We start from the raw sequence: 22744 nt of genomic DNA, 5'->3' as shown, positions 1-22744 counted from the left end.
CTTATCCACTCCTCACATGATCTCGCCACCGGCGACGACGATCGCCTGGCCGGTCACCGATCGCGCCGCATCGGACAGCAGCCACAGCGCCGTACCCGCGACTTCGTCGGGTTCGATCAGCCGCCCCTGCGGGTTGGTGCCGGTGAAGGTGGCACGCGCCTCGGTCTCGCTGCGCCCCGTCCTGGCGACAATGGTGGCAATCGAGTCGCGGATGATGTCGGTATCGGTATAGCCGGGGCAGATGGCATTGGCCGTTATCGACGTCCCCGCCAGTTCGAGCGCCAGCGACCGGGTGAGGCCGAGCAGCGCATGCTTGGTCGCCGCATAGACGCTGGTATAGGCATAGCCCTTGAGCGACGCGGTCGAGGCGATGTTGATGATCCGCGCCGACGGCAGTTGCCGCATGCCGGGAAGGACGGCGCGGGTGGCGTGGACCGCCCCCATCACATTGGTGCGCCACAGTTCTTCCCACATCCGGGGATCGCTCTTCTCGAACGACGCGGTCCTGGCCACCCCTGCGCAATTGACAAGCACCGCGATCGTGCCGTTGCGCTCGATCGCCTCGGCGACGGCGCGCCCGACGGCCGCCTCATCGCCGACGTCGCAGGCCAGCGCGAACAGGTCGGGCCGCTCGATCCGCGCCGCTTCCAGCTTCTCCGGGCTGCGGCCGAGGATCGTCACCCGCCAGCCGGCATCGACAAGCGCTACGGCGATCGCGCGACCGATGCCGCTGCTGCCGCCGGTCACCAGCGCATGGCCGCCCGCCGCCGTCATTTCGCGGCCGCCATCTGCGCCGCACGCGACAGGTTCAGCGCGAGCTGGAAATAGCCGCTCTTATACTGGTTGGGCACCGGCGCCTCCTTGAGCTGCTGCGCCGCCGCGGCGTGGATCGTCCAGTTGGCGTCCATCTGATGCGGCCGCGCCAGGGCGCACAGGTCGGCACGGCCGGCGGCGATGATCGAGTTCACATGGTCGATCTCGAAGATGTTCCCCACCGCGATCGTCGGGATGTCGACCTCGTTGCGGATCTGGTCGGAGAAGGGCGTCTGGAACATCCGGCCATAGACCGGCTTCTCGGCCTTGGTGACCTGGCCCGACGACACGTCGACGAGGTCGACGCCGGCCTCCTTGAAGGCGCGCGCGATCAGCACCGCCTCTTCCGGCGTGACCCCCTCCTCACCGACCCAGTCATGCGCGGAGATGCGTACCGACATGGGCTTGTGCGCCGGCCACACGGCCCGCATCGCCCGGAAGATCTCCAGAGGATAGCGCAGCCGATTGTCGAGGCTGCCGCCATAGTCGTCGGTGCGGCGGTTCTGGGTCGGGCTGATGAAGCCCGACAGCAGATAGCCGTGCGCGCAGTGCAGCTCGATCATGTCGAACCCCGCCGCCTCGGCGCGGTGCGCGGCCGCGACGAACGTCTCGCGGACGACGTCCATCGCCGCACGGTCGAGCGCGATCGGCACCTGGTTGTCGGGGGAATAGGGGATGGCGGACGGCGCGACGACCGGCCAGTTGCCGCTTTCCAGCGGCTTGTCGATCCCTTCCCAGGCGACCCGGGTCGACCCCTTCGAGCCGCTATGGCCGATCTGCAGGCAGATGCGTGCTTCGGGAGTGCGGTGGACGAAGTCGGTGATGCGGCGCCAGGCCACGGCCTGTTCGTCGTTCCAGATGCCGGTGCAGCCCGGCGTGATCCGGCCTTCTGGCGAAACGCAGGTCATCTCGGTGATGATTAACCCCGCTCCGCCGAGGGCGCGAGCGCCATAATGCACGAGGTGGAAATCGTCGGGCAGGCCGTCGACCGCCGAGTACATCGCCATCGGCGACATGACGACGCGGTTGCGGATGCTCATCTCGCGCAGGCGGAAGGGCGTGAACATCGGCGGGATCGGCTCCTCGACCGGCCGGCCGAACGCCGCCTCGGCCAGCGTCTTCTCCAGCTCGGCCAGCCAGGCCGGGTCACGCAGGCGCAGATTTTCATGGCTGACCCGCTGGCTTCGGGTCAGCAGCGTATAGGCGAACTGCATCGGGTCCATCTTGAGGTAGCGGTCGAGATGCTCGAACCACTCGGTCGAGTTGCGCGCCGCGTTCTGCAGCTTGACGACCTCGAGCTGCCGCTCCTCCTGATATTCCGACAAGGCGTCGGCGAGCCCGCCGGTCTGCCCGCCGCTCTGGATGCCGGGACGGTTGACCACCTCGGCGAGCTTGATCGCATCCTCCAGCGCGAGCTTGGTGCCCGACCCGATCGAGAAATGCGCGGTGTGGGCGGCGTCGCCGAGCAGGACGATATTCTCGTGGCTCCACTTGCGGCAGATGATGCGCGGGAAGTTGATCCAGGCCGATCCGCGGATATGCGCGGCGTTGGTCATCAGCTCGTGACCGCCCAGATAGTCGGCGAAGATCTTCTCGCAGAGGCGGCAGGTCTCCTCCTGGCTCATCTCGCCGAAGCCGAACTTCTTGTACACCTCGGGCGAGCATTCGACGATGAAGGTCGCTGTGTCCTTGTCGAACTGATAGGCGTGCGCCCAGATCCAGCCATGCTCGGTATTGACGAAGGCGAAGGTGAACGCGTCGAAGCGCTGGTGCGTGCCGAGCCACACGAACTTGTTGCGCTTGACGTCGATGTCGGTCTCGAAGCTGGCCTCGTAACGGCGGCGCAGCTTGCTGTTCAGGCCATCGGCTGCGATCACCAGGTCATAGCCGGCCAGGAACGCGCTGTCGGGTTCGACCTCCACCTGATATTCGATCCGCACGCCGAGTTCGGCCGCGCGCCGCTGGAGGATATCGAGCAGCCGCTTGCGGCCGATGCCGATGAAGCCGTGGCCGGTCGAGCTGGTCTTCACCTTGCGCGCGCCGTCGTCGACATGGACGTCGATGTCGTCCCAATGCGCCAGCTCGTCGATCATGGTGCGCGCACTGACCGGGTCGTTCTCGGACAGCCGCTCCATCGTCTGGTCGGAGAAGACCACGCCCCAGCCGAAGGTGTCCCCGACGCGGTTGCGCTCGAACACGGTGACGTCATGGCCGGGATCGCGAAGCTTCATGGAGATCGCGAAGTAGAGCCCGGCGGGCCCGCCGCCGACGCAGGCGATTTTCATCCGATAACTCCCGAATCTGTTTAGGCCTTAAACATTATCGATGTCCGGAATTAGTTCAAGTATAAAATAAATCGTGCCAGGAGGAGGCCGCGGAGCCCGACCGGTTTTATCTGACGCCTATGATATCTGGGCCGGATCGCCGTAGCGTGCCATCTCCACGCGCAGCTCGTCGGGCCATGCGATCGAGCGGCGCGCGCCGAGGTCCATGCAGACAAGCACGACATCGACGCGGAGCCGTTCGCGACCCTCCCCCGCGAAGACGGCCGCGAGGCTGCAGCTGCTGCGCCCGATCTCCTTCGGGGTGATCGACACGGTCAGACGATCGCCCAGTTCGGACGGCGCCACGAAGGTAGCGTCGAGCTTGATCGTCGGAACCCCCATGTTGCGGGCCACGTGCATCGTCGCGAAATCGAGGCCCATCGCGGCGAACCAGTCCTCGACCGCGGCGTTGAGCATCTCGAAATAGCGCGGGTAGAAGACGATGCCGGCAGCGTCGACATGGGCGAAGCGGACGATGGTCTCGGTCTCGAACGCCATCGCTCAGTCCCGCCCGATCGACGTCTTGAGATCGTCGAGCAGATCGTAGAGCTGCTTCTGCTTGCTCGCCGGGAAATCGCCCAGCGCCTCGCGGACCCAGCCATGATGCGCCTCGGCCATCTCCCCGAACTGGCGCTTGCCCTCCTCGGTCAGAGAAACGATCGCCGAGCGGCGGTCATGGGGATCGGTCCGGGTGCTCACCAGCTTCTGCGATTCGAGCTGCTTGACGATCGAGGTGACGTTGCCGTTCGACACAAGCAGCGCGCGCGACAGATCGCCCATCGTCTGGCCTTCGGGATAGCGATCGAGCGACGCCATGATGTCGAAGCGCGGCAGGGTGGTGCCGAACTGGTCCGCGAAGTTGCGGCGCAGGCGCTTCTCGATCCGCATCGCGCAGCTCAGCAGACGCACCCATACACGCAGGTCCATCGGTGCGCTGATCGATCCGCCGTGCTTTTCCTGCATACCGATTCCCATGAATTGCGCGTCCAGGCCTTGCGCGTCAGTTCGGCCCGGCTGTCAAGCATGACAGCGCCGGCGATGCCGCGCATGACATGCGTCAGTTGTCCCGATAGCCGGACGCCCAATGCGTCACCTTGGGCGACTCCCCGAACCGCAGCCGATAGGCGCTGGAAAAGCGGCCGAGATGATAGAATCCGTAACGGGTCGCGACCTCGGTGACCGATCGCGCCTCCCCGGCCTGCAAGGCAGCGCGAACCGCGTCGAGCCGCAGGTCGCGGAAACGGGCCATCGGCGATACGCCGCGGAAGCGCTGGAAATTCGCCGACAGCGTGCGCGCCGTCGACTGAACCGCCTGGACCAGGTCGGGCAGCGTCATCGCCTCGCACAGGTTCCGGCGCATATGGGCTTCGGCGCGGTGGATGCTCGCCGGGAGCGGCGAATGCTGCTGCCGGTGATCGCTGTGGTGAACCAGCAGATGGCTGACCAGCAGGTCGAGCACCGTCGTGCCGAGACCGGCCGCCATGTGCGGCGACGCCGCCTGGGTCATGATGTAGCGGATCAACTCCAGCGTTCCGCTCTCGTCGTCGCGCAGCGAAAAGCGCCGGTCGAAACGGATCGGGCCACTGTCGGCACCAGCTGCCTTGACGACCGCCGCGCGCGGAATGCGCATGATCAGCTGGCGGCTGTCGCCCGACCAATGGAGGCGGCGCCCCGCCAGCTCGTCGAGCAGCACGGCATCGCCCTCCCCCGCGACGAAGCCGCCATCGGCAGCGTCGACCTCAAGTCTGCCGCGCAGGACGACCTGGAAGAGGAAATGGCCGGGCAGTTTTCGCGGCTCGATCGACACCGCGGCACCGTAGCGCAACAGCACCAGCGGCAGCGCACCGACGCTCGCCGTCCGAAGTTCGACCGCGAGCGGCGCGTCTTCCGCGACCGCGAGCTCATGGTCGCTGAGCGCCCCTCCAACGATGCGCCGGGCGCCCGCGAGGGTCGTTTCCTCCAGTGGGTTCAGGCGATGCATCGCGCGATGCTCGTCCTTCAGCAGGGTGAATTGACCCATGGCGTTCCTGACGTGATTCCGGCCGGATGCGGATGATATCCGCCAATCGCGGATATTGCATATGCAATTAATCGCGCACCGTCTGCGGCACCGCAAGGAGAACGCAGCAATGAATGCCGACACTCTGGCCGCGCTAGTGGAACCGGACCGGGTCCACAAGAGCGTTTATACCGATCCGGCCATCTTCGACCTCGAGATGGAGCGCATCTTCGGCAGGGCCTGGGTCTATGTGGGCCATGCCAGCCAGGTGCCCCAGCCGGGGGATTACTGGACGACGCTGATCGGCCGCGAGCCGGTCGTGATGGTCCGCGATCGCGGCGGCGACATCCGGGTCCTCTACAACCGCTGTCCCCACAAGGGTGCGAAGCTGGTCGCCGACGGTTGCGGCCATGTCGGGCCGCTGTTCCGCTGCCCCTATCATGCCTGGACCTTCACGCTCGACGGCACGATCAAGGGCGTTCCCTTCCGTAAGGGCTACAAGGACACCGGCTTCTCGCTCGACGATCCCCAATTCTCGATGAAGCCGGTCGCACGGGTCGCGGAGCGGGGCGGCTTCGTCTTCTGCTCGCTGGCGGACGACGGCCCCGGCCTCGAGGACTATCTCGGCGGCGCGCTCGCCAGCATCGACAATTTCATCGATCGCGCGCCCGGCGGCGAGGTCGAGGTCGCCGGCGGCGTGATGCGGGTGATGCAGCACAGCAACTGGAAGATCTTCTTCGAGAATCTCAACGATACCGGCCACCCGCAGGCGACCCATGAAAGCTCCTTCGCCGCCGCGCGGCGGACGGTGAAGGAGAAGCTCGGCGGCAAGACGCCGTTCCAGCTCCACATCATCGAAGGCAATGGCGAGCCGAACAGCTTCTGGGAGAGCCTCGAACTGCGCTGCTACGACCATGGCCACAGCTATATGGACGCCATCTTCAACGCGCCGACCGACGCGATCAGCCTGGAATATCGCGCTCAGCTCGAGGCCGCGCACGGCGTCGAGCGGACGCAGGAGATCCTGTCGATGAACCGGCACAACACGATCATATACCCGAGCTGCTCGCCCCACACCGGCTTCCAGCAGTTGCGGGTGATCCGGCCGATCTCGATCGATCGCACGCTGGTCGAGATCTTCACCTTCCGGCTCAAGGGCACGTCCGACGCCTTCTTCCAGCGGACGATCAGCTACACCAACATCGTCAACTCGCCCTCGTCGACGGTGATGGTCGACGATGTCGAGGTCTATCAGCGGTGCCAGGAGGGCATGGCCTCCGACGGCGGCGACTGGATCAGCCAGCATCGCATGGCCGGACAGGACACGCCGTTCGAGGGTGGGATATTGGGAGCCGGGATCAGCGAGGTTCCGATGCGCAACCAGTTCCGCGCCTGGTCCTCCTATATGGCGGAGGCCGTGGCATGAGCGGAGATCCGATGCTGACCCACGCCGTTGCGGACTATCTCTACCACGAGGCCGAACTGCTCGACGCGCGGCGCTGGGACGAATGGGACGCCCTGTTCACCGACGAGGGCATGTACTGGGTGCCGCTGCAGCACGGGCAGGCCGATCCGCTCAACCATGCCTCGATCTTCTACGAAGACGCCGTCCTCCGCGACGTGCGGCGACGGCGGCTCGACGAGACCCATGCCTGGTCGCAGCAGCCCGTCACCCGCACCGCGCGGATCGTCGGCAACGTCCGGGTGGTCGGGCAGAGCGGCGATGGCCTCCGGGTCCGTTCCACCTTCCAGATGACCGAATGGCGCAAGGGCCGCGACCAGCGCCAGCTCGCCGGCCATTACACGCACGACCTGGCAGGACCGGCCGGCGCCTGGCGGATCGTGCTGAAGCGGGTCGACCTGATCAACTGCGACGGCATCCAGGATTGCTATGAGGTGTTCCTGTGAGCACCGCCGTCCTCGCGCTGCATTATCAGAACGAAGTGCTGCACCCCGACGGCAGGATCCGCCTCGGCGTGGCCGAGGGGGCGCCCGGACGCGAGGCCGTGATCGCCGCCGCCGGCCGGTTGCTCGCCGCCGCCCGCCGGCAAGCCATTCCGCTGGTGCACGTCCGCATCGCCTTCCCGGCCGGCTATGCCGGCGTCGCGCAGAATGCCCCGATCTTCCGCAACGTCGTGGCATCCGGGGCGATGCAGGAAGGCAGCTGGGGCGCCGCCTTCCACGACGGCCTCAGCCCGCTGCCCGGCGAGGCGGTCGTCACTCACAACCGCGTCAACGCCTTCTTCGATTCCGATCTGGAGCGGGTGCTCGCAGGACTCGCTGTGGATCGACTGATCATGGCCGGCGTCGCGACCAATTCGGTCGTCGAGCACAGCGCCCGCCATGCCGCCGACATGGGGTTCGCGGTGGCCGTCGCGGCGGATGCCTGTTCGGCCGGTCAGCCCCATCTCCATCGGGCGGCCCTCGACAACATCGCCCTGCTGGGCGAGGTTTCGACGGTGGCGGATCTGCTGGAGCACCGGCCATGATCTCCCTCGACGGCAAGGTCGCTATCGTGACCGGCGCGACCCAGGGTCTCGGCGCCGACATCGCCGCCTCGCTGCACGCGGCGGGCGCGTCGGTGCTCGTCACCGGCCGCGACGCCGAACGCGGCGCGGCGGTGGCGGCGGCGCTGGGCGACAGGGCGGCGTTCGTCGCCGCCGACCTGGCCGAGGACGAAGGCATCGCCGCCTGCCTCGACACCGCCGTTGCGCGTTTCGGGCGGCTCGACATCCTCGTCAACAATGCCTGCCTCTATGTCGATCCGGGCTTCGGCGCGACCCGCGCCGACTGGCGGCGATCGCTCGACGTCAACCTGGTCGGCCCGGCGCTGCTGATGGCGCAGGCCGCCGATCTGATGCCGTCGCCCGGCGGGGTCATCGTCAATATCGGCAGCGTCGGCGGCAAGTTCGGCGCCGCCGGCCGGATGCTTTATCCGGCATCGAAGGCCGCCATCATGCAGTTGACCAAGAACGCCGCGGTGACGCTCGCGCCGCGCGGGATAAGGGTGCTCACCGTTTCCCCGGCCTGGACCTGGTCCCCCGCGCTGGAAAGCATGGCCGGCAGCGAGGACCGCGCCGATCGGGTCGGCGCGCGCACCCATCCGCTCGGCCGGGTCGGCCGGGGCGGCGATGTGGGCGACGTGGTGGTCTTCGCGTGCTCGGACATGGCACGCTTCATGACCGGGGGCGACCTGGCCGTCGACGGCGGCTATTCGGTCCTCGGCCCCGACCAGGGCCTGGGGCCGCGCCCATGGTTCGAGGGAGAGGGCGAATGACCACCGCGCAGCATGACGTGATCATCATCGGCAGCGGCATCAACTCGCTGGTCTGCGCCGCCGAACTGGCGCTGAAGGGGCGCCGCGTGCTGGTGCTCGAACGCAACGAGATCGCCGGCGGCTGCCTGCGCACCGCCGAGGCGACGCTGCCGGGCTTCCGCCACGACCTGTTCGCGATGTCGCTGCCGCTGTTCGTCACTGCCGCCCATTATCCGCTGCTCGGCCCCAGGCTGGCCGAGCATGGCCTGCGCCTCGTGACCGCACCGCAACCCACCGCGGTCATGCTCGACGATGGGCGCGCGATGGTCTTCGGCCCGTCGCGCGAGGCGAATGCCGCCGCGTTCGACGCCCTCCATCCCGGCGACGGCGCGGCCTATGTCCGCGCTATGGAGGAGATCGAGGCGAACGCGCCGCTGATCTTCGGGCTGCTCGGCCTCGAACCGCGCAGCCGCCAGACGCTGGGCCTGCTCGGGCGAACGCTGCTCCGCCAGCGGGTCGACGCCTTCGCCGGCCTCGCCGGCGACTTCCTGCGCCCGATGCGCGCCTGGCTGGAGCAGGATTTCGGATCGGACCTGGCCCGCGCGCTGATCGCGCCCTGGATCCTCCACACCGGCCTCGGCCCCGACGCGCCGCTCTCGGCGCTGATGGGGAAGCTCATCCTGTTCACCCTCGAAGCCGTGGGCATTCCCTTCGTCGAAGGCGGCGTCTCCCAGCTCGTCGGCGCCTTCGCCGCGCTGATCGAGGCGCATGGCGGGCAGGTGAGCACCGGCGCCGACGTGACCCGCATCATCGTCGAGCGCGGCACCGCGACCGGGGTGGAGACCGCCGACGGGCGGCGCCTGATGGCGCGCAAGGGCGTGGTCGCGAACGTCACCCCGACCCAGCTCTACGGCCGCCTGCTCGCCGATCCGCCGGCCGCGCAGGCCGAGCGCGCCCGGCGCTACAGCTATGGCCGCGCCGACATGCAGATCCACATCGCCCTGTCGGAACTGCCGCGCTGGACCGACCCGGCGCTGGAGAAGGTCGCGCTCGTTCACGTCACGCCAGGCCTCGACGGGGTTTCGCGCGCGGTGAACGAGGCCGAGCGGGGGCTGCTGCCGGTCGAGGGGACGATCGTCGTCGGCCAGCCGGCCGCGACCGATCCGTCGCGGGTGCCGCAGGGCCAGGGACTGCTCTGGATCCAGCTCCAGGAACTGCCGAGGATCGTGCGCGGCGACGCGGCCGGCAGCATCGCGGTCCCCGCCGACGGCCGCTGGACCCCGGCGCTGGCCGAAGCCTACGCCGCCCGCATCCTGGCGCGGCTCGGGGGCCATATCGCCAATCTCGAGTCCGCGCTGCTGAAGACGGCGATCCTCTCGCCGGCCGATCTGGAGGCGATGAACGTCAACCTGGTCGGCGGCGATCCCTATTCGGGCGCCTGTTCGATCGACCAGTTCCACCTGTTCCGCCCGCTGGCCGGCGGCCGCAACCACGACACGCCGGTGCGGCGGCTCTTCCATATCGGCGCATCGACCCATCCGGGGCCGGGCCTTGCCGGCATGTCGGGCCATATGGTCGGCCGGAGGCTCTGACCTCAGGCGGCGGCCAAAACCCGTTCCAGCGCCTTGCCGCTGTCGTCGGCGAGCGCCTGGGCGCAGGCTTCATCGAGCCATTCGGCGCGGCGATCGGCGGCGGCGCGTGCGAACAGCGCCGCGCGGATGGCGCGGAAGTTGCGCAGGCCCCGCTCGAACGTGTCGCCATAGCCCTTGATCAGCCGCTGCGCGCGCACCAGCGCGAGGGCGACCGCCGGATCGCGCCCGATGCTGTCGCGGATATCGGTCAGCCAGCCGTCGATCCGCTCCTGCTCCTCGACATAACGCAGCGAGCGCGGGCGCATCGGACGCATCGCCGCGAGCAGGCGCAGGACGAGAAACCAGCGCAGGCTGGTCGTCTCGACGTAGCGGCCGTCGCGGAAAAAGCCTTCGAGCCATTTCGACAGACGCGGCGAGCGCAGGATCCAGCGGCCAAGCCCGGCGGGCAGCGTCTCGCAAACCTCCTGGAGGCGCGGATGCATGAACTCGGTGATCCCGAGCAACTGCTCCTCGCCGGCCTTGACCTCGGAGCGGACCCGCTCGAAGCGCGAGGTCCGGACCTTAAGGTCGGCGACGCGGATCGTGTCCTCGTAGCTCATCCAGAGCGCCAGATGGCGCGCGGCTTCCGCCGTGATCTCCCAAGGCGCGGCATCGAGCCGGGCGATGCCCGCCAGCCGGTCGAGATAGAGCGTGGCATAGCCCGCGTCCTGATAGTCCATCAGCCGCTGGACGCCGTGCAGCGCATGGCGGTGCGCCGGCTCGGGCAGTTCGCCGAGAACACGGTCGCGCAGCCGCCGGCCGGTCTCGGTGGTCGGCTGCGGGATGGGATGTTCGGCCTCGTCCGGCAGCGCGACCGGGGCCTGAGCGGCGCGAAAGCCCTCGTCGAAGCCGCGCAGGTTGCTCGCCACGGCGATGCCGCTGTCGCGGATCGCCTGTTCGAACGCCTCGCGCGGGAAGGGCAGCGCGCCGCTGCCGCCGAGGGCGCCGAACATGATCGCGCTGATCACGCTGCCCGATCGCTCGGTCGCGGCTTCCATGTCGAAGCCGACGAAGCGCTTCGCCCGGCGGGCGGTCGCTTCGATGATCTGGTCGCTGCTGCCGCGCGCGTCGCCCATCCCGCTCTTCTCGGCGATCGCATAGATGCGGTGCGTCGAGCCGATCAGCGTGGTCCGGTCGGCGGTCGAGAAGTTGCGCAGCATCGCGCGGCCGACCTCCATCAGCTCCGATGCGATGACGATGTCGACGTCGCCCGGCGTCGGCATCTGCGCCATGATCGGCAGCGCACCGGCCGGCGCCGGCGCCAGTTCGACATAATAGACGGTCGAACCGGTGCGCTGCGCGACCCCGGGGACCGAGGTCCCCTGGGCAAGCCAGCCATGGTGCCGCGCGAGCTCCTGGATCCAGTCGGCGAGTACGCCGCCGCCCTGCCCGCCGAGCGCGAGGATCGCGATCCCGATGCGGTCGCGTGTGTTTTCGCCGCCAGCCATCAGAACGCCCTCGCCGCACGGACGCGCGCATCGCGCGCCTGGAGCCCGCCGATCAGCCGCGAGCGCAGCGTCTTCCACCAGCCCTCCCAGCGGCCGGGATTGGCGACGATGTTGGCGCGGTAGAAGCTTGGGCACAGCACCGCCGCATGGCTGACCTCCCCGCACAGGCCACAACCGACGCAGCTGTTGTCGACATGGGCGATCGGGTCCTGCCGCAGCGGATCGGGATTGGGCTTGATCGACAGCGACGGACAGCCCGACAGGCGGATGCAGCTATGATCGCCGGTGCAGGTGTCGGGATCGATGCCGAAGCGCTCGCGCTCGACCCGCTTGCCTTCGCTCATCGCCTTGCGCACCACCGGCTTCTCGCGGCGCTGCTTGTTGAGCATGCATTCCGACTGGGCGATGACGATCTTCGGCCCGCGCTCGGGGCTGGTCATCGCCTCGCGCAGCGCCGCCGTCATGCGCTTCAGGTCATAGGTGCGGTTCACGGTGCGGACCCAGCCCGCACCGATCCCGCGCACCGCCCTCTCGATGGGGTGCCGCGTGGTCCGCGCGCGGTTGTCGGCGCGCGACGACAGGATGTCCTGCCCGCCGGTCGCCGCCGAATAGCCGTTGTCGATGATGACGGTGACGGTGTCGTCCTTGTTGAAGACGGCGTTGCCGATGCCCGAGGTCAGGCCGTTGTGCCAGAAGCCGCCGTCGCCCATCACCGCGATCGCGCGCTTGTCCTTGGGCTTGAAGGCCGAGGCGCCTGCGGTTCCCAGTCCGTAGCCCATCGTCGTGTTGCCGATGTTGAACGGCGGCAGGATCGAGAAAAGGTGGCAACCGATGTCGGCCGACACATGCGCCGGCCCCAGCTCGCGTTCGAGCAGCTTCATCGAGGTGAAGATCGGGCGCTCCGGACAGCCGGTGCAGAAGCCGGCCGGGCGCTGCGGGATCTGCGAGGCAACCGGCGTCGGAAGCGGCACGATCGAGATATCGGGCAGATCGAGCGAGGGCAGCCATTCGGCGGCGAACTTGCGCACCCCGCGCGCCATCGTTTCGGCGGTGTAATCGCCGGCGCGGGGCAGCACGTCCTTGCCGACGATCCGGGTCTGGAGATCGGCGCGGCGGACGAGCGTGTTCAGTTCGTGCTCGATGAACTCGGGCTGCCCCTCCTCGAGGATCAGCACCGCGCGCTTGCCGTGGCAGAAGGCGGCGACCTCGTCGGGGATGAGCGGATAGGTGACGTTGAGGCAATAGATCGGAAGCTGCGACGCGCCCAGCGCATCCGACAGGCCGAGCAGTTCCAGCCCCCGATTGAGGCTGTTGAACAGGCCGCCCTGGACGATCAGCCCGACCTCGCCCTCGTCCGGGCCGAACCATTCGTTGAGCTTGTTGTCGCGGACGAAGGCGATGCCGGCCGGCCAGCGCTTCTCGACCTTCTCCACCTCATGGAGGAAATTGGCGGGCGGCAGGACGATCCGGTTGGTGTCGCGGACGGGCGACGCCGCCGCCTCGTCGACGGTCATCGCGGGACGGACATTGTCCTTGGCGACGAAGCTGCCGGTCATGTGGCAGGAGCGAACCCGCATCTCCAGCATCACGGGGGTGTTGGAGGCTTCCGACAGCTGGAAGGCGCTCTCGACCGCGTCGACGATGCTCGGCAGATTGGGCCGCGGGTCCATCAGCCACATCTGCGATTTCATCGCGAAGGCGTGGGTCCGCTCCTGCATGATCGAGGAGCCTTCGCCATAATCCTCGCCGACGATCACCAGCGCGCCGCCGGTGACGCCGCCCGAAGCCACGTTCGACAGCGCGTCGGATGCGACGTTGGTGCCGACGACCGATTTCCAGGCGACCGCGCCGCGCAGCGGATAGTTGACCGAAGCCGCCAGCATCGCCGCCGCCGTCGCCTCGCTCGCGCTCGCCTCGAAGTGGACGCCGAGGCTGGCGAGCAGGTCGTTGGCGTCGGCGAAGACGTCCATCAGATGGCTGATCGGCGACCCCTGATAGCCGCCGACATAGGCGACGCCCGACTGGAGCAGCGCCTTGGTGACTGCCAGGATGCCCTCGCCGACGAAGGTCTCACCCTCGCCGAGCTTGAGCCGTTCGACCTCGGCGGCGAAAGACCGTTCAGCCATCGGAACGCGCTACGAGCGCGACGACGCGCAGCGGGCTGCCCGAACCGTCCCGGATCTTGAGAGGCGTGGCGATCACCACCGCACCGGTCGGCGGCAGGCGATCGAGGTCGGCCAGGCACTGGAGGCCATAGCGGCCAGCGCCGTGCAGCAGGGTATGTGCCGGATAGGCCGGATCGAGCAGATGGGCCTGGCCCGCGTCGGTTCCGATCGTCTCAACCCCGAAGCCCAGGATGTCGCGATCCTCGACCAGCAGGCGCACCGCCTCGGGGTCCGGCCCCGGCGTGTGGGCGCCATCCTCGCGGCGGTTGGTGTAGGCATCGACGTCGCGCTTCGACCAGTCGGTGCGGAACAGCACCCAGCTCCGCGCCGGGATGCGGCCATGCTCGGCCTCCCACGCCTCGATATCGGCGGCGGTCAGCAGATAATCGGGGTCCGCCGCGGCCTGCGCGGAAAAATCGAGGACGACTGCCGGAGCGATGAAGTCGCGCGCCGGAATGCGGTCCAGCGTGTTGTCCGGAAGCTGCGCGCCGCTGACCCAGTGGACCGGCGCATCGAAATGTGTGCCGGTATGCTCGCCGACGGTGAAATTGCTCCAGTACCAGGCGACGCCGCGATCATCGTAGCGCGAGATCTCTTCCCGCGAGAAGGGTGCGCACTGGCCGAAGTTCGGCGGCAGCACCAGCACCGGCGTATCTTCTGAAAGAGTCTGCGTCAGGTCGATCACATCGATCGATCCGTCGGCAAGGCTGGTAGCGACAGCGGCGAGCGCTTCGAGGCTGGACATCTGACCGTCTCCACATCATGGACCGAGGCAAGCCTGTCTCATTAAACTTGCATATGCAAGCATTTTCTGCCTTATGGCGAAGGAAGCGATGACCAAGGACCTGCGTCACTACGGCGATCCCGGTTCGGAAGAATTCCGGGTCGATGCCTATCCCTTCTATCTGCTCAACCGGGCGGTGAGCCGCTACAATGTCGTGATCGAAGCCGAACTGCGGAAGATCGGCATCGACATCCCGACATGGCGGGTCCTGATGGTCCTGGGCGAGCGATCGCCCCAGCCGATCGCGCAGATCGCCCGCTCGGCCGTGATCAACATCTCGACGATGATGCGGATCGTTGAACGCATGACCAAGGCCGGCCTGATCGGCAGCCGCCCGAGCATGGATGACGGCCGGGTGACCGAGCTTTTCCTGACGGAGGAAGGGCGGGAAAAGCTGGCCGCCGCCCGCACGGTGACGGCGCCGGTCTATCGCAAGCTGATCCGCACCTTCAGCGCCCGCGATTTCACCGCCCTGATCGACATGCTCAACCGGCTCCACGACAATCTCGACTGAACCGGCGTCTCGACCGGCCGTCGCCGAATAGCTTGTCAGTTGGACATGGGAGCCCGATGAAGGAGATCGCGCAGACCCGCCCCGCTAGAAGGAGCTTCGATGGCCGAGCAATTGTCCCCTGAGGAAGCCGGCCCGCCTGCGGACGCTCGCCTGGAAGCCGCGCTGCGCAGCCAGGAGCGTCTGGGCTGGACCATCTCAGCGCTCGCGGTCCTGGTCACCATCGCCTTCATGGTCGCGATGACCCTCGACTGGCCGGTGCTCGACCGGACGCTGTTCGGTCATGCGGTGAGCGGCTTCACGGTGGCCGCACTCTGCCTGCTCGCGCTGTTCATCGTCGGCATCCTGCTCTTCTCCGCGGTCGCCAACCGCACCGACAAACTGCGCGGCGACAGCATTCCGACCGACATCGGCGGGGACGGGCGATGACCGTCCATCCTTCGGCGATCATCATCTTCGCCGCGATCGTCCTGTCGTCCCTCGTCATCACCTGGTGGGCGCATCGGCGCAGCAAGAGCGCCGAGGGCTTCTATGCGGCGGGCGGCAAGATCACCCCCGTGCAGAACGGGCTCGCGATTTCCGGCGACTATCTGTCGGCCGCCTCTTTCCTGGGGACGCTCTCGGTCTTCTACGGAATGGGCGACGACGGGCTGATCTATGCGGTCGGCGCCGCGGCTGGCTGGCCGATCGTCCTGTGCCTGGTCGCGGAGCGCCTGCGCAACCTCGGCCGCTACACCTTTTCCGACGCGGTGAGCTACCGGCTCGACGAGAAGCCGATACGCCTGTTCACCGCGATCAGCACATTGTGCGTGACCGGCTTCTACCTGATCGCGCAGATGGTCGGCGGGGCCACTCTGATCGCCGGGCTGTTCGGCCTGCCTTATGGCTATGCGATCGCCTGCTTCGGCATATTGATGGTCTTCTACGTCGTGTTCGGCGGGATGACCGCGACGACGTGGATCCAGATCATCAAGGCGACGCTGCTCGTCCTGATCGCGCTGACGATGGTGCTGTTGGCCATAGGCATCTACGGCTTCAGCCCGGTGTCGCTGATCGACGCGGCGGCGGCCTCCTCCACCGGCGCCACCGGCCGCATGCGCGAGACGGGGCTGCTGCCCGACGGCTTCAGCGCGGTGTCGCTGGCGCTCGCCTTCGCGCTCGGGCCGATCGGCCTGCCGCATATCCTGATGCGCTTCTTCACGGTGCGCGACGGGATTTCCGCGCGGCGCTCGCTCGGCATCGCCGCGCTGATCATCGCGGTGTTCCAGATGCTGATGGTACTGCTGGGCTATGCGGCGATGGCGTTGCTGTCGGGCGATACGCGCTTCGCAACGGCCGACGGCAAACTGATCGGTGGCCTCAACATGGCGGCGCTCCATCTCGCCGAGGCCCTCGGCGGACCGACGCTGCTCGGCGCGGTCTCCGCGGTCTCCTTCGCGACGATCCTGGCCGTCGTCGCCGGGCTGACGCTGGCGGCCGCCTCGGCGGTGTCGCGCGATCTCTACCGCCACGTCTTCGCGCGGACCACGCCGAGCGAACGGAGCGAGGTGCGCGTCTCGAAGATCGCGGCGGCGGTGATCGGGGCCGCCTCGGTGCTGCTGGGACTCGCCTTCGAGCATGAGAATATCGGCTTCCTCGCGACCTTGCCGCTGGTCATCGCCGCCAGCGTCAACTGCCCGATCCTGCTGCTCGCGCTCTACTGGAAGGGCCTGACCACGCGCGGCGCGGTTGCCGGCGGCACGCTCGGCCTCCTCTTCTCGATCGGGCCGATCATCCTCAGCAAGAAGGTGTGGGTCGACACGCTGGGCCAGCCGCAGGCGCTCTTTCCTTATGAATATCCGACCGTGCTCGCGCTCGGCGCCGCGCTCGGCGCCGCGTTCCTCGTCTCGCACTTCGATCGCAGCGCGCGCGGCGCGGGCGAGCGGGCCGCCTTCGCCGCGCAGCGGCGGCGCTCGGTCGGCCTCGGCTAGACGGAGGAGCATTTCCACCGGCCCGGGCCGCCGGTCGAGTCGAACCGCCCATGTGCTGACCGCCCTCAGCCGGCCACGATCACATAGCTGTGCGCCTTGTCGAGCGGGCCGCCGATCTGCACCGTGCCGTCGGCCCGGCGCGCGAAGCTTCCCTTCCCGACCCGTCCGATCTCCACGCCGTCGCGCAGCACCACATAATCGACGCCAGGCTGGAGCTGGTTGACGGTGAAGCGGGTCGCCTTCGCCTTGACCGGGCCGGGCTTGAGCGTGACCACCAGGGCGCGCTTGCCGGCATCGTACCAGGCGCGGCTGACATTGGTCGTCCGATAGTCGATCCCGCTGACATAAGGCTGCCGCAGCGTCGCTGCCGTCCAGGGGCTGGCATAGAGCTTGCGGAAACCGTCGCCCTTGTCGAGACGCGCCAGCGCGATCAGGACGTTGCCGGTCCAACTGTCCACGCCGCGCGAGTTGCCGCCGGCATCGGGCGCATAATCATCGCTTCGCGGGTAATAATATTCGCCATTCTCCCACACCGGATTGAAGTTGCGGTCGGCATAGGCAAGCATCGCCGCCCGCGCCGCGCCGTCGCCGACCTCCGCCGCCATGAAGGCATATTGGCCGAAGCCCAGCCCGATCATGTCCTTGTTGCCGTAGGACGGCACGTTGCGCGCATAGGCGCCCGAGACGAAGTTGCGATAATATTGCTCGCGCAGCTTCGGATAGATGTCGCGGACCAGTTCGGGATTCCACACGTTCATCCAGCTGTTCGACCAGCCGTCGCCGACGGGCCCGGTCAACCCCACCTTCGCGCCGGTCGAGACCCGCATGTAGCCGATGTTCTGGCCGGTCTTCGCGTCGGTATAGCCGATCCGGCTCCACTGGGCCTTGAACTTCGGCATGATGTCGGCCGCATAATGGGTGCCGTGGCTCTGGTCATAGTTGATCAGGCCCAGGATCGGCGGCTGGTTGCATTGCGGGAAGACCACGTTGGGCTCGCACTGTACCCCCGCATAGTCGGAATCGACATATTCCTGATGGACGATCCGGGCGACGTCGCCCAGCGTGTAGCGGAAGGTCTGCGGCCCATTGGCCCAGGTCGCCGGGATATGGCGGAAGGTGAAGGCACCGGGCCGATCATATCTGCCGTCCTGGTACAGCATGTCGTACATGGCACCCGCCTGGAGCAGATAGCCCTTCAGCATGATGTTATATTTGCGCACCGGGTCGACCCAGCCCGGCTGGATGCTGCGCGTCTTGCTGCGGAAGGTACCCGCACGGCTGGAATTCAGCCATAATTCCCAGACGTCGGGCAAGGTCATCTTCTGGATCAGCGCGTCCATCGCCGGCTGATAGGCCTCGCGATAGGCAGGGGTGTAGCTGTGCTGCACCAGCCCCAGCGCCGTCGCCATATAGGATAGCTGGAACTGGATGGTGCGCTCGGCGACCGACCACATGTCGCTGCCCATGCCCGACCAGTCGCCGGGAAGCTGCCGCGACAATCGGATCATGTGGCGGACATGGCCGATCTCCTTGTCGGTCAGTTCCGGATAATCGGCCGGATCGACTTTCGGCACGGCGGCTTGGGCGCCGGCCGTGACCAAAGCCATGCCGAACGCAGCAAGCTTGAGAAAGTGCATCAGGCTAGGTCCTTCACGGTGATCGTCTGCGGATTGGTATATTCGGCGAGGCCGTCGAGCGCGTTCTCGACCCCCATGCCCGACTGCTTGTGCCCGCCGAAGGCGATGTGGGGACCGAAGACATGGACCTCGTTGATCCACACCGTGCCCGCCTCGATCCGCTCGGCGATGCGCAGTGCGGCGGCGGTGTCCTTCGACCAGACCGATGCGGCCAGCCCATATTCGGTGCTGTTCGCCCGCGCGATCACATCGTCGACATCGGAGAATTTGAGCAAGGGAAGGACCGGGCCGAACGCTTCCTCGGTCACGACGCGGCTGTCGTCGGGCGGATTGTCGACGATCGTGACCGGGATGAAATAGCCCGGCCCTTCGCCAGCCTCACCACCGGCGACGATATTGGCGCCGATCCGCCGCGTGTCGGCGAGCAGATCCTTGACCTTCTCATATTGCATGCGGTTCTGGATCGGGCCGAGATCGGTGCCCTGCTGCGATCCGTCGCCGACCTTCACGGTCTGCGCATAGGCGACCATCTCGTCGCGAACCGCGTCGTAGATATCCTCATGGACATAGAGCCGCTTGGCCGCGACGCAGAATTGCGCGCTGTTCTGGAAGGCCGCCCAGAACAGCTCCTTGGCAACCGTTGGCCGCGACGCAGAATTGCGCGCTGTTCTGGAAGGCCGCCCAGAACAGCTCCTTGGCAACCGTCTTCGGATCGACGTCGGGCATGACGATCGCCGGGTCGTTGCCGCCCAGTTCCAGGGTGATCCGCTTCAGGTTGCCCGACGCGCTCTCCATGATCCGCCGCCCGGTCGCGGTCGATCCGGTGAAGCTGATCTTGCCGATCGCCGGATGCTGCGTGATCCAGGCGCCGAGATCGTTGCCGCCCGACACGACGTTCAGCACCCCCGGCGGCAGCACGCCCTGCAGCAGCTCGCCCAGCTTGAGCGTGCCCAGCGGCGTATAGGGCGAGGGCTTGAGCACCATCACATTGCCCGTCACCAGCGCGGGGGCGATCTTCCAGATCGCGAGCAAGATCGGGAAATTCCACGGCGTGATCGCGCCGACGACGCCGATCGGCACCCGGCGGGTCTCGACCCGGCGTCCGGGCTGGTCCTCGACCGTCTCGGTCTCGAGCGACTGCGCCGCCACCGCGCGGCACCAGGCCACCGAACCGAAGATCTCCCATTCGGCGCCGGCCCGCGCCTTGCCCTGCTCCATCGTCAGCAGCCGCATGAAATCCTCGGCATGCGCCTCGATCAGGTCGCCGATCGTCGCCACCAGCGCCTGGCGCTCGGCCAGAGGGGTATCGCGCCAGCCGGGAAAGGCGCGCCGCGCGGCGGCCACCGCCTGTTCGAGCTGCTCGCGGCTCGCATCGGGCGCCCCGGCGATCAGCTCCTCGGTCGCGGGATTGACGACGTCGATCGTCGCGCCCGCCGTCGCCGGCCCGCCATCGATCGTCATCACATAATCGCTGAAGAAGTCGGTCATCATCCTGTCCTCGTCATCTTGTCGTTGTCGCTGTGGAGCTGGGCGAGCGCGCGCCGCATGATCTTGCCGGTGCTGGTCTTCGGCAGGTCGTCGACGAAGCGGTAGGCGCGCGGCACCTTGTAGGGCGCGAGGTGCGCGCGGCAGTGCGCCGCCAATTCCTCGCCGGTCGGCGCGGCTCCGGCCCTGGCGACGATGAAGGCGACCGGGACTTCGCCCTTGGCCGGGTCGGGAAAGCCCGCGACCGCCGAGAAGGCGACGCCCGGATGCATCGCGATGACCCGTTCGAGCTCGGCCGGATAGATGTTGTTGCCCGCCGTCAGGATCATGTCCTTCTTGCGGTCGACCATCGTTATGAAGCCGTCGCGGTCGATCCGGGCGAGGTCGCCGGTGCGCAGCCAGCCATCGTCGCAGATCGCGTCCCGGGTTGCCTCGGGCGCACCATGATAGCCCTGCATCACCATCGCCCCGCGGACGAGCAGCTCGCCGACCTCGCCTTCGGGCATGTCGCGCAGCGCATCCTCCGCCTCGGCGATCCGCGCCTCGAGGAAAGGGAGCGCGATCCCGATCGATCCATGCCGATAAGGGCCGAGATGCGGATGGGTCGTGCCCAGCCCGCCGAGTTCGGTCATCCCCCACAGCTCGATCAACGGACAGCCGAACCGCGCCTCGACCGCCTCCATCGCGGTGACCGGCATCGCCTGTCCGCCGACCGTGCAGAGCCGCAGCGACGACAGGTCTGCGGCGGCCAGCGCCGGGCTCTGCAGCAGATAATGGTACATGGTCGGCACGCCTTCGAACATCGTTGCGCGGCGGTGGGCGATCGCGCCGAGGATCGTGGCGGCGTCGAAGGTCGGGAACAGCACCAGCGTCGAGCCGCACAGGAAGGCAGCATTCATGACGACATTGCCGTAGACATGCGGCAGCGGCAGCGCGGAAACGATGATGTCGTCCGCCCGCCTGCCATGCATAAGCGCGGTCATCCGGACATTGGTGACGATGGCGCGATGGCTGAGCATCGCGCCCTTGGGATGGCCGGTCGTGCCCGACGTATAGGCGATCGTGCCCAGGCGCGCGTCGTCGCCGGAGCTCGACGGGACGGGATGGTCGCCGACGAGCAGCGTGTCGAACGCCACCGTGCCCTCCGGTGCGCCCTCGCCATAACAGACGACCAGCTCGGCGCCGCTACCGGCCAGGACGGGCACCAGCGCACGCGCCCTCGCCGCCGAAGCGACGACGGCCGAGACGCCGCAGTCGTCGACGATGTAGCGGACCTCGCCAGGCGTGAGCAGCTGGTTGACCGGATTGATCACCGCCCCGGCCTTGGCGATGCCGTAATAGCTGACGATCCAGGCCCAGCCATTCTCGCCATAGAGGGTGACGCGGTCGCCCGCGCCGATTCCCCGCGCCGCGAGCCCGGCGGCGAAACGGTCGGACAGCCGGTCGACCTCGTCGAAGCTGAGCGACCGGTCGCCGTCGACCAGGGCGGTCTTGCCGCCGAAGCTGCGCGCGGCCAGGCGGGGAAGTTCGCCGATCGAGAGGAAGCCGCCTTCCATCAGGGCCGCACCACCGCCTTGAGCACCTTGCCGCTTTCGGTGTCGTGCACCGCCTCGTTGATCCGGTCGAGCGGATAGAAACGGATCAGCCTGTCGAAGGGGAAGCGACCCTGTTTGTGAAGCTCGACGAGCTGCGGGATGAAGATCCGCGGTATGCTGTCGCCCTCGATGATGCCGCGCACGCTGCGTCCGAACATCAGCGAGTTCATGTCGAGCGCGACCTCGGTCCCGAGCGGCGACACCCCGATCACCCCGCACACCCCGGTGAGCGTCAGCGCGTCGACCGCCTGGCGCAGCACCTTGGGCAGACCGGTGCATTCGAGCGAGAAGAGCACCCCGCCCCCGCTGATCGCGCGGATCGCCTCGACCGGATCGCCGTCTCCGGCCGCGACGACATGGGTGGCGCCCAGTTCGCGGGCCAGCTCGAGGCGATCGGGGTTCAGATCGACCGCGACGATCGTCGCGCAGCCCACCACCCGCGCCGCCATGATCGCGCTGAGCCCGACCGATCCCGCGCCGAACACGGCGATGCTCGATCCGGCCTGGGGCCGCAGCGCGTTCATCACCGCGCCCGCGCCGGTCTGGATACCGCAACCAAGCGGGCCGAGCAGCTCGATCGGCAGGTCGCGATCGACCTTCACCGCATTGGCGGCCCTGGCGATCGCATGGGTGGCGAAGCTGCTCTGCTGGAAGAAATGGCCATGGACCGCACCGCCGTCATGACGGTGCAGCGCCATGCTGCCGTCGGGCCGTGTGCCCAGGAAATTATGCGCGTAAAGGTCGAGGCAATAGCCCGGAAGGCCGCGCAGGCAGGGCTGGCATTTGCCGCAGGCATCGAAGCTCAGCACGACATGGTCGCCCGGCGCCAGATCGGTCACCCCCGCGCCCACCGCCTCGACGACGCCCGAGCCCTCATGGCCGAACACGCAGGGAAGCGGCACCGGGAAATATTGATCGCGGCAGACCAGATCGGTGTGGCAGATGCCGCATCCCGCGATGCGGACCCGGATCTCGTCGGCGCCCGGCGCGTCCAGCACCAGATCGTCGAGGATGAACGGCCCGGACTGTTCCTGAATCACGGCGGCTTGGATCTTCAACGTTTCCCTCCATCGGCGTCTCGGCCGGCTCAGCGGCCGGACGGCCGCCTGCGCGCTCTTGCAGTGCC

21 protein-coding genes are annotated in these 22744 nt (G+C 67.7%); 8 read left to right on the top strand and 13 right to left on the bottom strand.

The features are described from left to right. Nucleotides 1-12: 12 nt before the first annotated feature. The 5 genes from ASE22_RS20985 to ASE22_RS20965 form a co-directional block, all read right to left on the bottom strand. Complete coding sequence (locus tag ASE22_RS20985) at nucleotides 13-774, bottom strand: SDR family NAD(P)-dependent oxidoreductase (RefSeq protein ID WP_056364275.1); 762 nt, start codon at nucleotides 772-774, stop codon at nucleotides 13-15. After that, on the bottom strand, nucleotides 771-3098 hold the full coding sequence (locus tag ASE22_RS20980; RefSeq protein WP_056364274.1) for a bifunctional salicylyl-CoA 5-hydroxylase/oxidoreductase: 2328 nt from the start codon (nucleotides 3096-3098) through the stop codon (nucleotides 771-773). Before ASE22_RS20980 ends, ASE22_RS20985 begins: the two co-directional genes overlap by 4 nt. Before the next feature lie 117 nt (nucleotides 3099-3215). Beyond that, nucleotides 3216-3635 (bottom strand): acyl-CoA thioesterase, encoded by a 420-nt coding sequence (locus ASE22_RS20975; protein ID WP_056364272.1) that lies wholly within the window; start codon nucleotides 3633-3635, stop codon nucleotides 3216-3218. A 3-nt stretch (nucleotides 3636-3638) separates the two neighbouring features. Next, on the bottom strand, nucleotides 3639-4100 hold the full coding sequence (locus ASE22_RS20970; RefSeq protein ID WP_056364269.1) for a MarR family winged helix-turn-helix transcriptional regulator: 462 nt from the start codon (nucleotides 4098-4100) through the stop codon (nucleotides 3639-3641). 94 nt (nucleotides 4101-4194) lie between these two features. Beyond that, on the bottom strand, nucleotides 4195-5157 hold the full coding sequence (locus ASE22_RS20965; protein ID WP_056364268.1) for an AraC family transcriptional regulator: 963 nt from the start codon (nucleotides 5155-5157) through the stop codon (nucleotides 4195-4197). A gap of 109 nt (nucleotides 5158-5266) precedes the next feature. Here ASE22_RS20965 and ASE22_RS20960 point away from each other — a divergent pair, with 109 nt between their 5' ends. The 5 genes from ASE22_RS20960 to ASE22_RS20940 are packed head-to-tail and all read left to right on the top strand — an operon-like array spanning nucleotide 5267 to nucleotide 9984. Continuing rightward, on the top strand, nucleotides 5267-6562 hold the full coding sequence (locus tag ASE22_RS20960) for an aromatic ring-hydroxylating dioxygenase subunit alpha (protein ID WP_056364265.1): 1296 nt from the start codon (nucleotides 5267-5269) through the stop codon (nucleotides 6560-6562). After that, nucleotides 6559-7044, top strand: a complete 486-nt coding sequence (locus ASE22_RS20955; RefSeq protein ID WP_056364263.1) for an aromatic-ring-hydroxylating dioxygenase subunit beta — start codon at nucleotides 6559-6561, stop codon at nucleotides 7042-7044. Before ASE22_RS20960 ends, ASE22_RS20955 begins: the two co-directional genes overlap by 4 nt. Further along, complete coding sequence (locus ASE22_RS20950) at nucleotides 7041-7625, top strand: cysteine hydrolase family protein (RefSeq protein ID WP_056364261.1); 585 nt, start codon at nucleotides 7041-7043, stop codon at nucleotides 7623-7625. The genes ASE22_RS20955 and ASE22_RS20950 overlap by 4 nt, the downstream gene beginning before the upstream one ends. Further along, nucleotides 7622-8413 carry an SDR family oxidoreductase gene (locus ASE22_RS20945; protein ID WP_056364258.1) on the top strand — a complete coding sequence of 264 codons (792 nt, stop codon included), beginning with the start codon at nucleotides 7622-7624 and terminating at the stop codon, nucleotides 8411-8413. Before ASE22_RS20950 ends, ASE22_RS20945 begins: the two co-directional genes overlap by 4 nt. Continuing rightward, the gene (locus ASE22_RS20940) at nucleotides 8410-9984 is read left to right on the top strand and encodes a phytoene desaturase family protein (RefSeq protein ID WP_056364256.1); all 1575 of its coding nucleotides are present in this window, start codon (nucleotides 8410-8412) and stop codon (nucleotides 9982-9984) included. The genes ASE22_RS20945 and ASE22_RS20940 overlap by 4 nt, the downstream gene beginning before the upstream one ends. A 2-nt stretch (nucleotides 9985-9986) precedes the next feature. On the opposite strand, the gene ASE22_RS20935 is transcribed toward ASE22_RS20940, so the two are convergent. The 3 genes from ASE22_RS20935 to ASE22_RS20925 are packed head-to-tail and all read right to left on the bottom strand — an operon-like array spanning nucleotide 9987 to nucleotide 14381. After that, nucleotides 9987-11471, bottom strand: a complete 1485-nt coding sequence (locus tag ASE22_RS20935) for an indolepyruvate oxidoreductase subunit beta family protein (RefSeq protein ID WP_235536383.1) — start codon at nucleotides 11469-11471, stop codon at nucleotides 9987-9989. Then, the gene (locus tag ASE22_RS20930) at nucleotides 11471-13597 is read right to left on the bottom strand and encodes an indolepyruvate ferredoxin oxidoreductase subunit alpha (protein ID WP_056364254.1); all 2127 of its coding nucleotides are present in this window, start codon (nucleotides 13595-13597) and stop codon (nucleotides 11471-11473) included. Before ASE22_RS20930 ends, ASE22_RS20935 begins: the two co-directional genes overlap by 1 nt. Beyond that, the gene (locus ASE22_RS20925) at nucleotides 13590-14381 is read right to left on the bottom strand and encodes a cyclase family protein (protein ID WP_056364252.1); all 792 of its coding nucleotides are present in this window, start codon (nucleotides 14379-14381) and stop codon (nucleotides 13590-13592) included. The genes ASE22_RS20930 and ASE22_RS20925 overlap by 8 nt, the downstream gene beginning before the upstream one ends. An 88-nt stretch (nucleotides 14382-14469) precedes the next feature. Here ASE22_RS20925 and ASE22_RS20920 point away from each other — a divergent pair, with 88 nt between their 5' ends. From ASE22_RS20920 to ASE22_RS20910, 3 genes are all read left to right on the top strand, one after another. Then, entirely contained in the window at nucleotides 14470-14934 is a 465-nt protein-coding gene (locus ASE22_RS20920) for a MarR family winged helix-turn-helix transcriptional regulator (RefSeq protein WP_056364662.1), read from the top strand. 99 nt (nucleotides 14935-15033) lie between these two features. Continuing rightward, complete coding sequence (locus ASE22_RS20915; protein WP_056364250.1) at nucleotides 15034-15360, top strand: DUF485 domain-containing protein; 327 nt, start codon at nucleotides 15034-15036, stop codon at nucleotides 15358-15360. Continuing rightward, a complete protein-coding gene (locus ASE22_RS20910; RefSeq protein WP_056364248.1) occupies nucleotides 15357-16901 on the top strand; it encodes a sodium:solute symporter family transporter in 1545 nt (514 codons plus the stop codon). Before ASE22_RS20915 ends, ASE22_RS20910 begins: the two co-directional genes overlap by 4 nt. A 65-nt stretch (nucleotides 16902-16966) precedes the next feature. Here the strand turns inward: ASE22_RS20910 and ASE22_RS20905 are convergent, their stop codons facing one another. Genes ASE22_RS20905 through ASE22_RS20890 form a run of 5 tightly spaced genes read right to left on the bottom strand, consistent with a single transcriptional unit; the run spans nucleotide 16967 to nucleotide 22676 of the window. Next, nucleotides 16967-18538, bottom strand: coding sequence for a linalool dehydratase/isomerase domain-containing protein (locus tag ASE22_RS20905; RefSeq protein WP_056364245.1), 1572 nt, complete (start codon nucleotides 18536-18538; stop codon nucleotides 16967-16969). Then, nucleotides 18538-19164 carry an aldehyde dehydrogenase family protein gene (locus ASE22_RS27945; RefSeq protein ID WP_327196991.1) on the bottom strand — a complete coding sequence of 209 codons (627 nt, stop codon included), beginning with the start codon at nucleotides 19162-19164 and terminating at the stop codon, nucleotides 18538-18540. The genes ASE22_RS20905 and ASE22_RS27945 overlap by 1 nt, the downstream gene beginning before the upstream one ends. After that, nucleotides 19097-20026, bottom strand: coding sequence for an aldehyde dehydrogenase family protein (locus ASE22_RS27940; RefSeq protein ID WP_327196987.1), 930 nt, complete (start codon nucleotides 20024-20026; stop codon nucleotides 19097-19099). Before ASE22_RS27940 ends, ASE22_RS27945 begins: the two co-directional genes overlap by 68 nt. Continuing rightward, nucleotides 20026-21579, bottom strand: coding sequence for a class I adenylate-forming enzyme family protein (locus tag ASE22_RS20895; protein WP_056364244.1), 1554 nt, complete (start codon nucleotides 21577-21579; stop codon nucleotides 20026-20028). Before ASE22_RS20895 ends, ASE22_RS27940 begins: the two co-directional genes overlap by 1 nt. Further along, on the bottom strand, nucleotides 21579-22676 hold the full coding sequence (locus ASE22_RS20890) for an NAD(P)-dependent alcohol dehydrogenase (RefSeq protein ID WP_056364242.1): 1098 nt from the start codon (nucleotides 22674-22676) through the stop codon (nucleotides 21579-21581). The genes ASE22_RS20895 and ASE22_RS20890 overlap by 1 nt, the downstream gene beginning before the upstream one ends. Nucleotides 22677-22744 lie beyond the last annotated feature (68 nt).

Source organism: Sphingomonas sp. Root720 (assembly GCF_001428605.1).
In the GTDB taxonomy this organism is placed as follows: Bacteria; Pseudomonadota; Alphaproteobacteria; order Sphingomonadales; family Sphingomonadaceae; genus Rhizorhabdus.
Note: the sequence above shows the minus strand (reverse complement) of the source record. Positions and strands in the feature narration are given on the sequence as shown.

Bases quoted from the DNA above. Each gene is read 5' to 3' on its own strand.
- ASE22_RS20935 (WP_235536383.1), bottom strand. From the start codon at position 11,471: ATGGCTGGCGGCGAAAACACACGCGACCGCATCGGGATCGCGATCCTC.
- ASE22_RS20910 (WP_056364248.1), top strand. From the start codon at position 15,357: ATGACCGTCCATCCTTCGGCGATCATCATCTTCGCCGCGATCGTCCTG.
- ASE22_RS20970 (WP_056364269.1), bottom strand. From the start codon at position 4,100: ATGCAGGAAAAGCACGGCGGATCGATCAGCGCACCGATGGACCTGCGT.
- ASE22_RS20955 (WP_056364263.1), top strand. From the start codon at position 6,559: ATGAGCGGAGATCCGATGCTGACCCACGCCGTTGCGGACTATCTCTAC.
- ASE22_RS20915 (WP_056364250.1), top strand. From the start codon at position 15,034: ATGGCCGAGCAATTGTCCCCTGAGGAAGCCGGCCCGCCTGCGGACGCT.
- ASE22_RS20985 (WP_056364275.1), bottom strand. From the start codon at position 774: ATGACGGCGGCGGGCGGCCATGCGCTGGTGACCGGCGGCAGCAGCGGC.
- ASE22_RS20945 (WP_056364258.1), top strand. From the start codon at position 7,622: ATGATCTCCCTCGACGGCAAGGTCGCTATCGTGACCGGCGCGACCCAG.
- ASE22_RS20965 (WP_056364268.1), bottom strand. From the start codon at position 5,157: ATGGGTCAATTCACCCTGCTGAAGGACGAGCATCGCGCGATGCATCGC.
- ASE22_RS20925 (WP_056364252.1), bottom strand. From the start codon at position 14,381: ATGTCCAGCCTCGAAGCGCTCGCCGCTGTCGCTACCAGCCTTGCCGAC.
- ASE22_RS20975 (WP_056364272.1), bottom strand. From the start codon at position 3,635: ATGGCGTTCGAGACCGAGACCATCGTCCGCTTCGCCCATGTCGACGCT.
- ASE22_RS20930 (WP_056364254.1), bottom strand. From the start codon at position 13,597: ATGGCTGAACGGTCTTTCGCCGCCGAGGTCGAACGGCTCAAGCTCGGC.
- ASE22_RS20905 (WP_056364245.1), bottom strand. From the start codon at position 18,538: ATGCACTTTCTCAAGCTTGCTGCGTTCGGCATGGCTTTGGTCACGGCC.
- ASE22_RS20980 (WP_056364274.1), bottom strand. From the start codon at position 3,098: ATGAAAATCGCCTGCGTCGGCGGCGGGCCCGCCGGGCTCTACTTCGCG.
- ASE22_RS20895 (WP_056364244.1), bottom strand. From the start codon at position 21,579: ATGGAAGGCGGCTTCCTCTCGATCGGCGAACTTCCCCGCCTGGCCGCG.
- ASE22_RS20920 (WP_056364662.1), top strand. From the start codon at position 14,470: ATGACCAAGGACCTGCGTCACTACGGCGATCCCGGTTCGGAAGAATTC.
- ASE22_RS27940 (WP_327196987.1), bottom strand. From the start codon at position 20,026: ATGACCGACTTCTTCAGCGATTATGTGATGACGATCGATGGCGGGCCG.
- ASE22_RS20960 (WP_056364265.1), top strand. From the start codon at position 5,267: ATGAATGCCGACACTCTGGCCGCGCTAGTGGAACCGGACCGGGTCCAC.
- ASE22_RS20940 (WP_056364256.1), top strand. From the start codon at position 8,410: ATGACCACCGCGCAGCATGACGTGATCATCATCGGCAGCGGCATCAAC.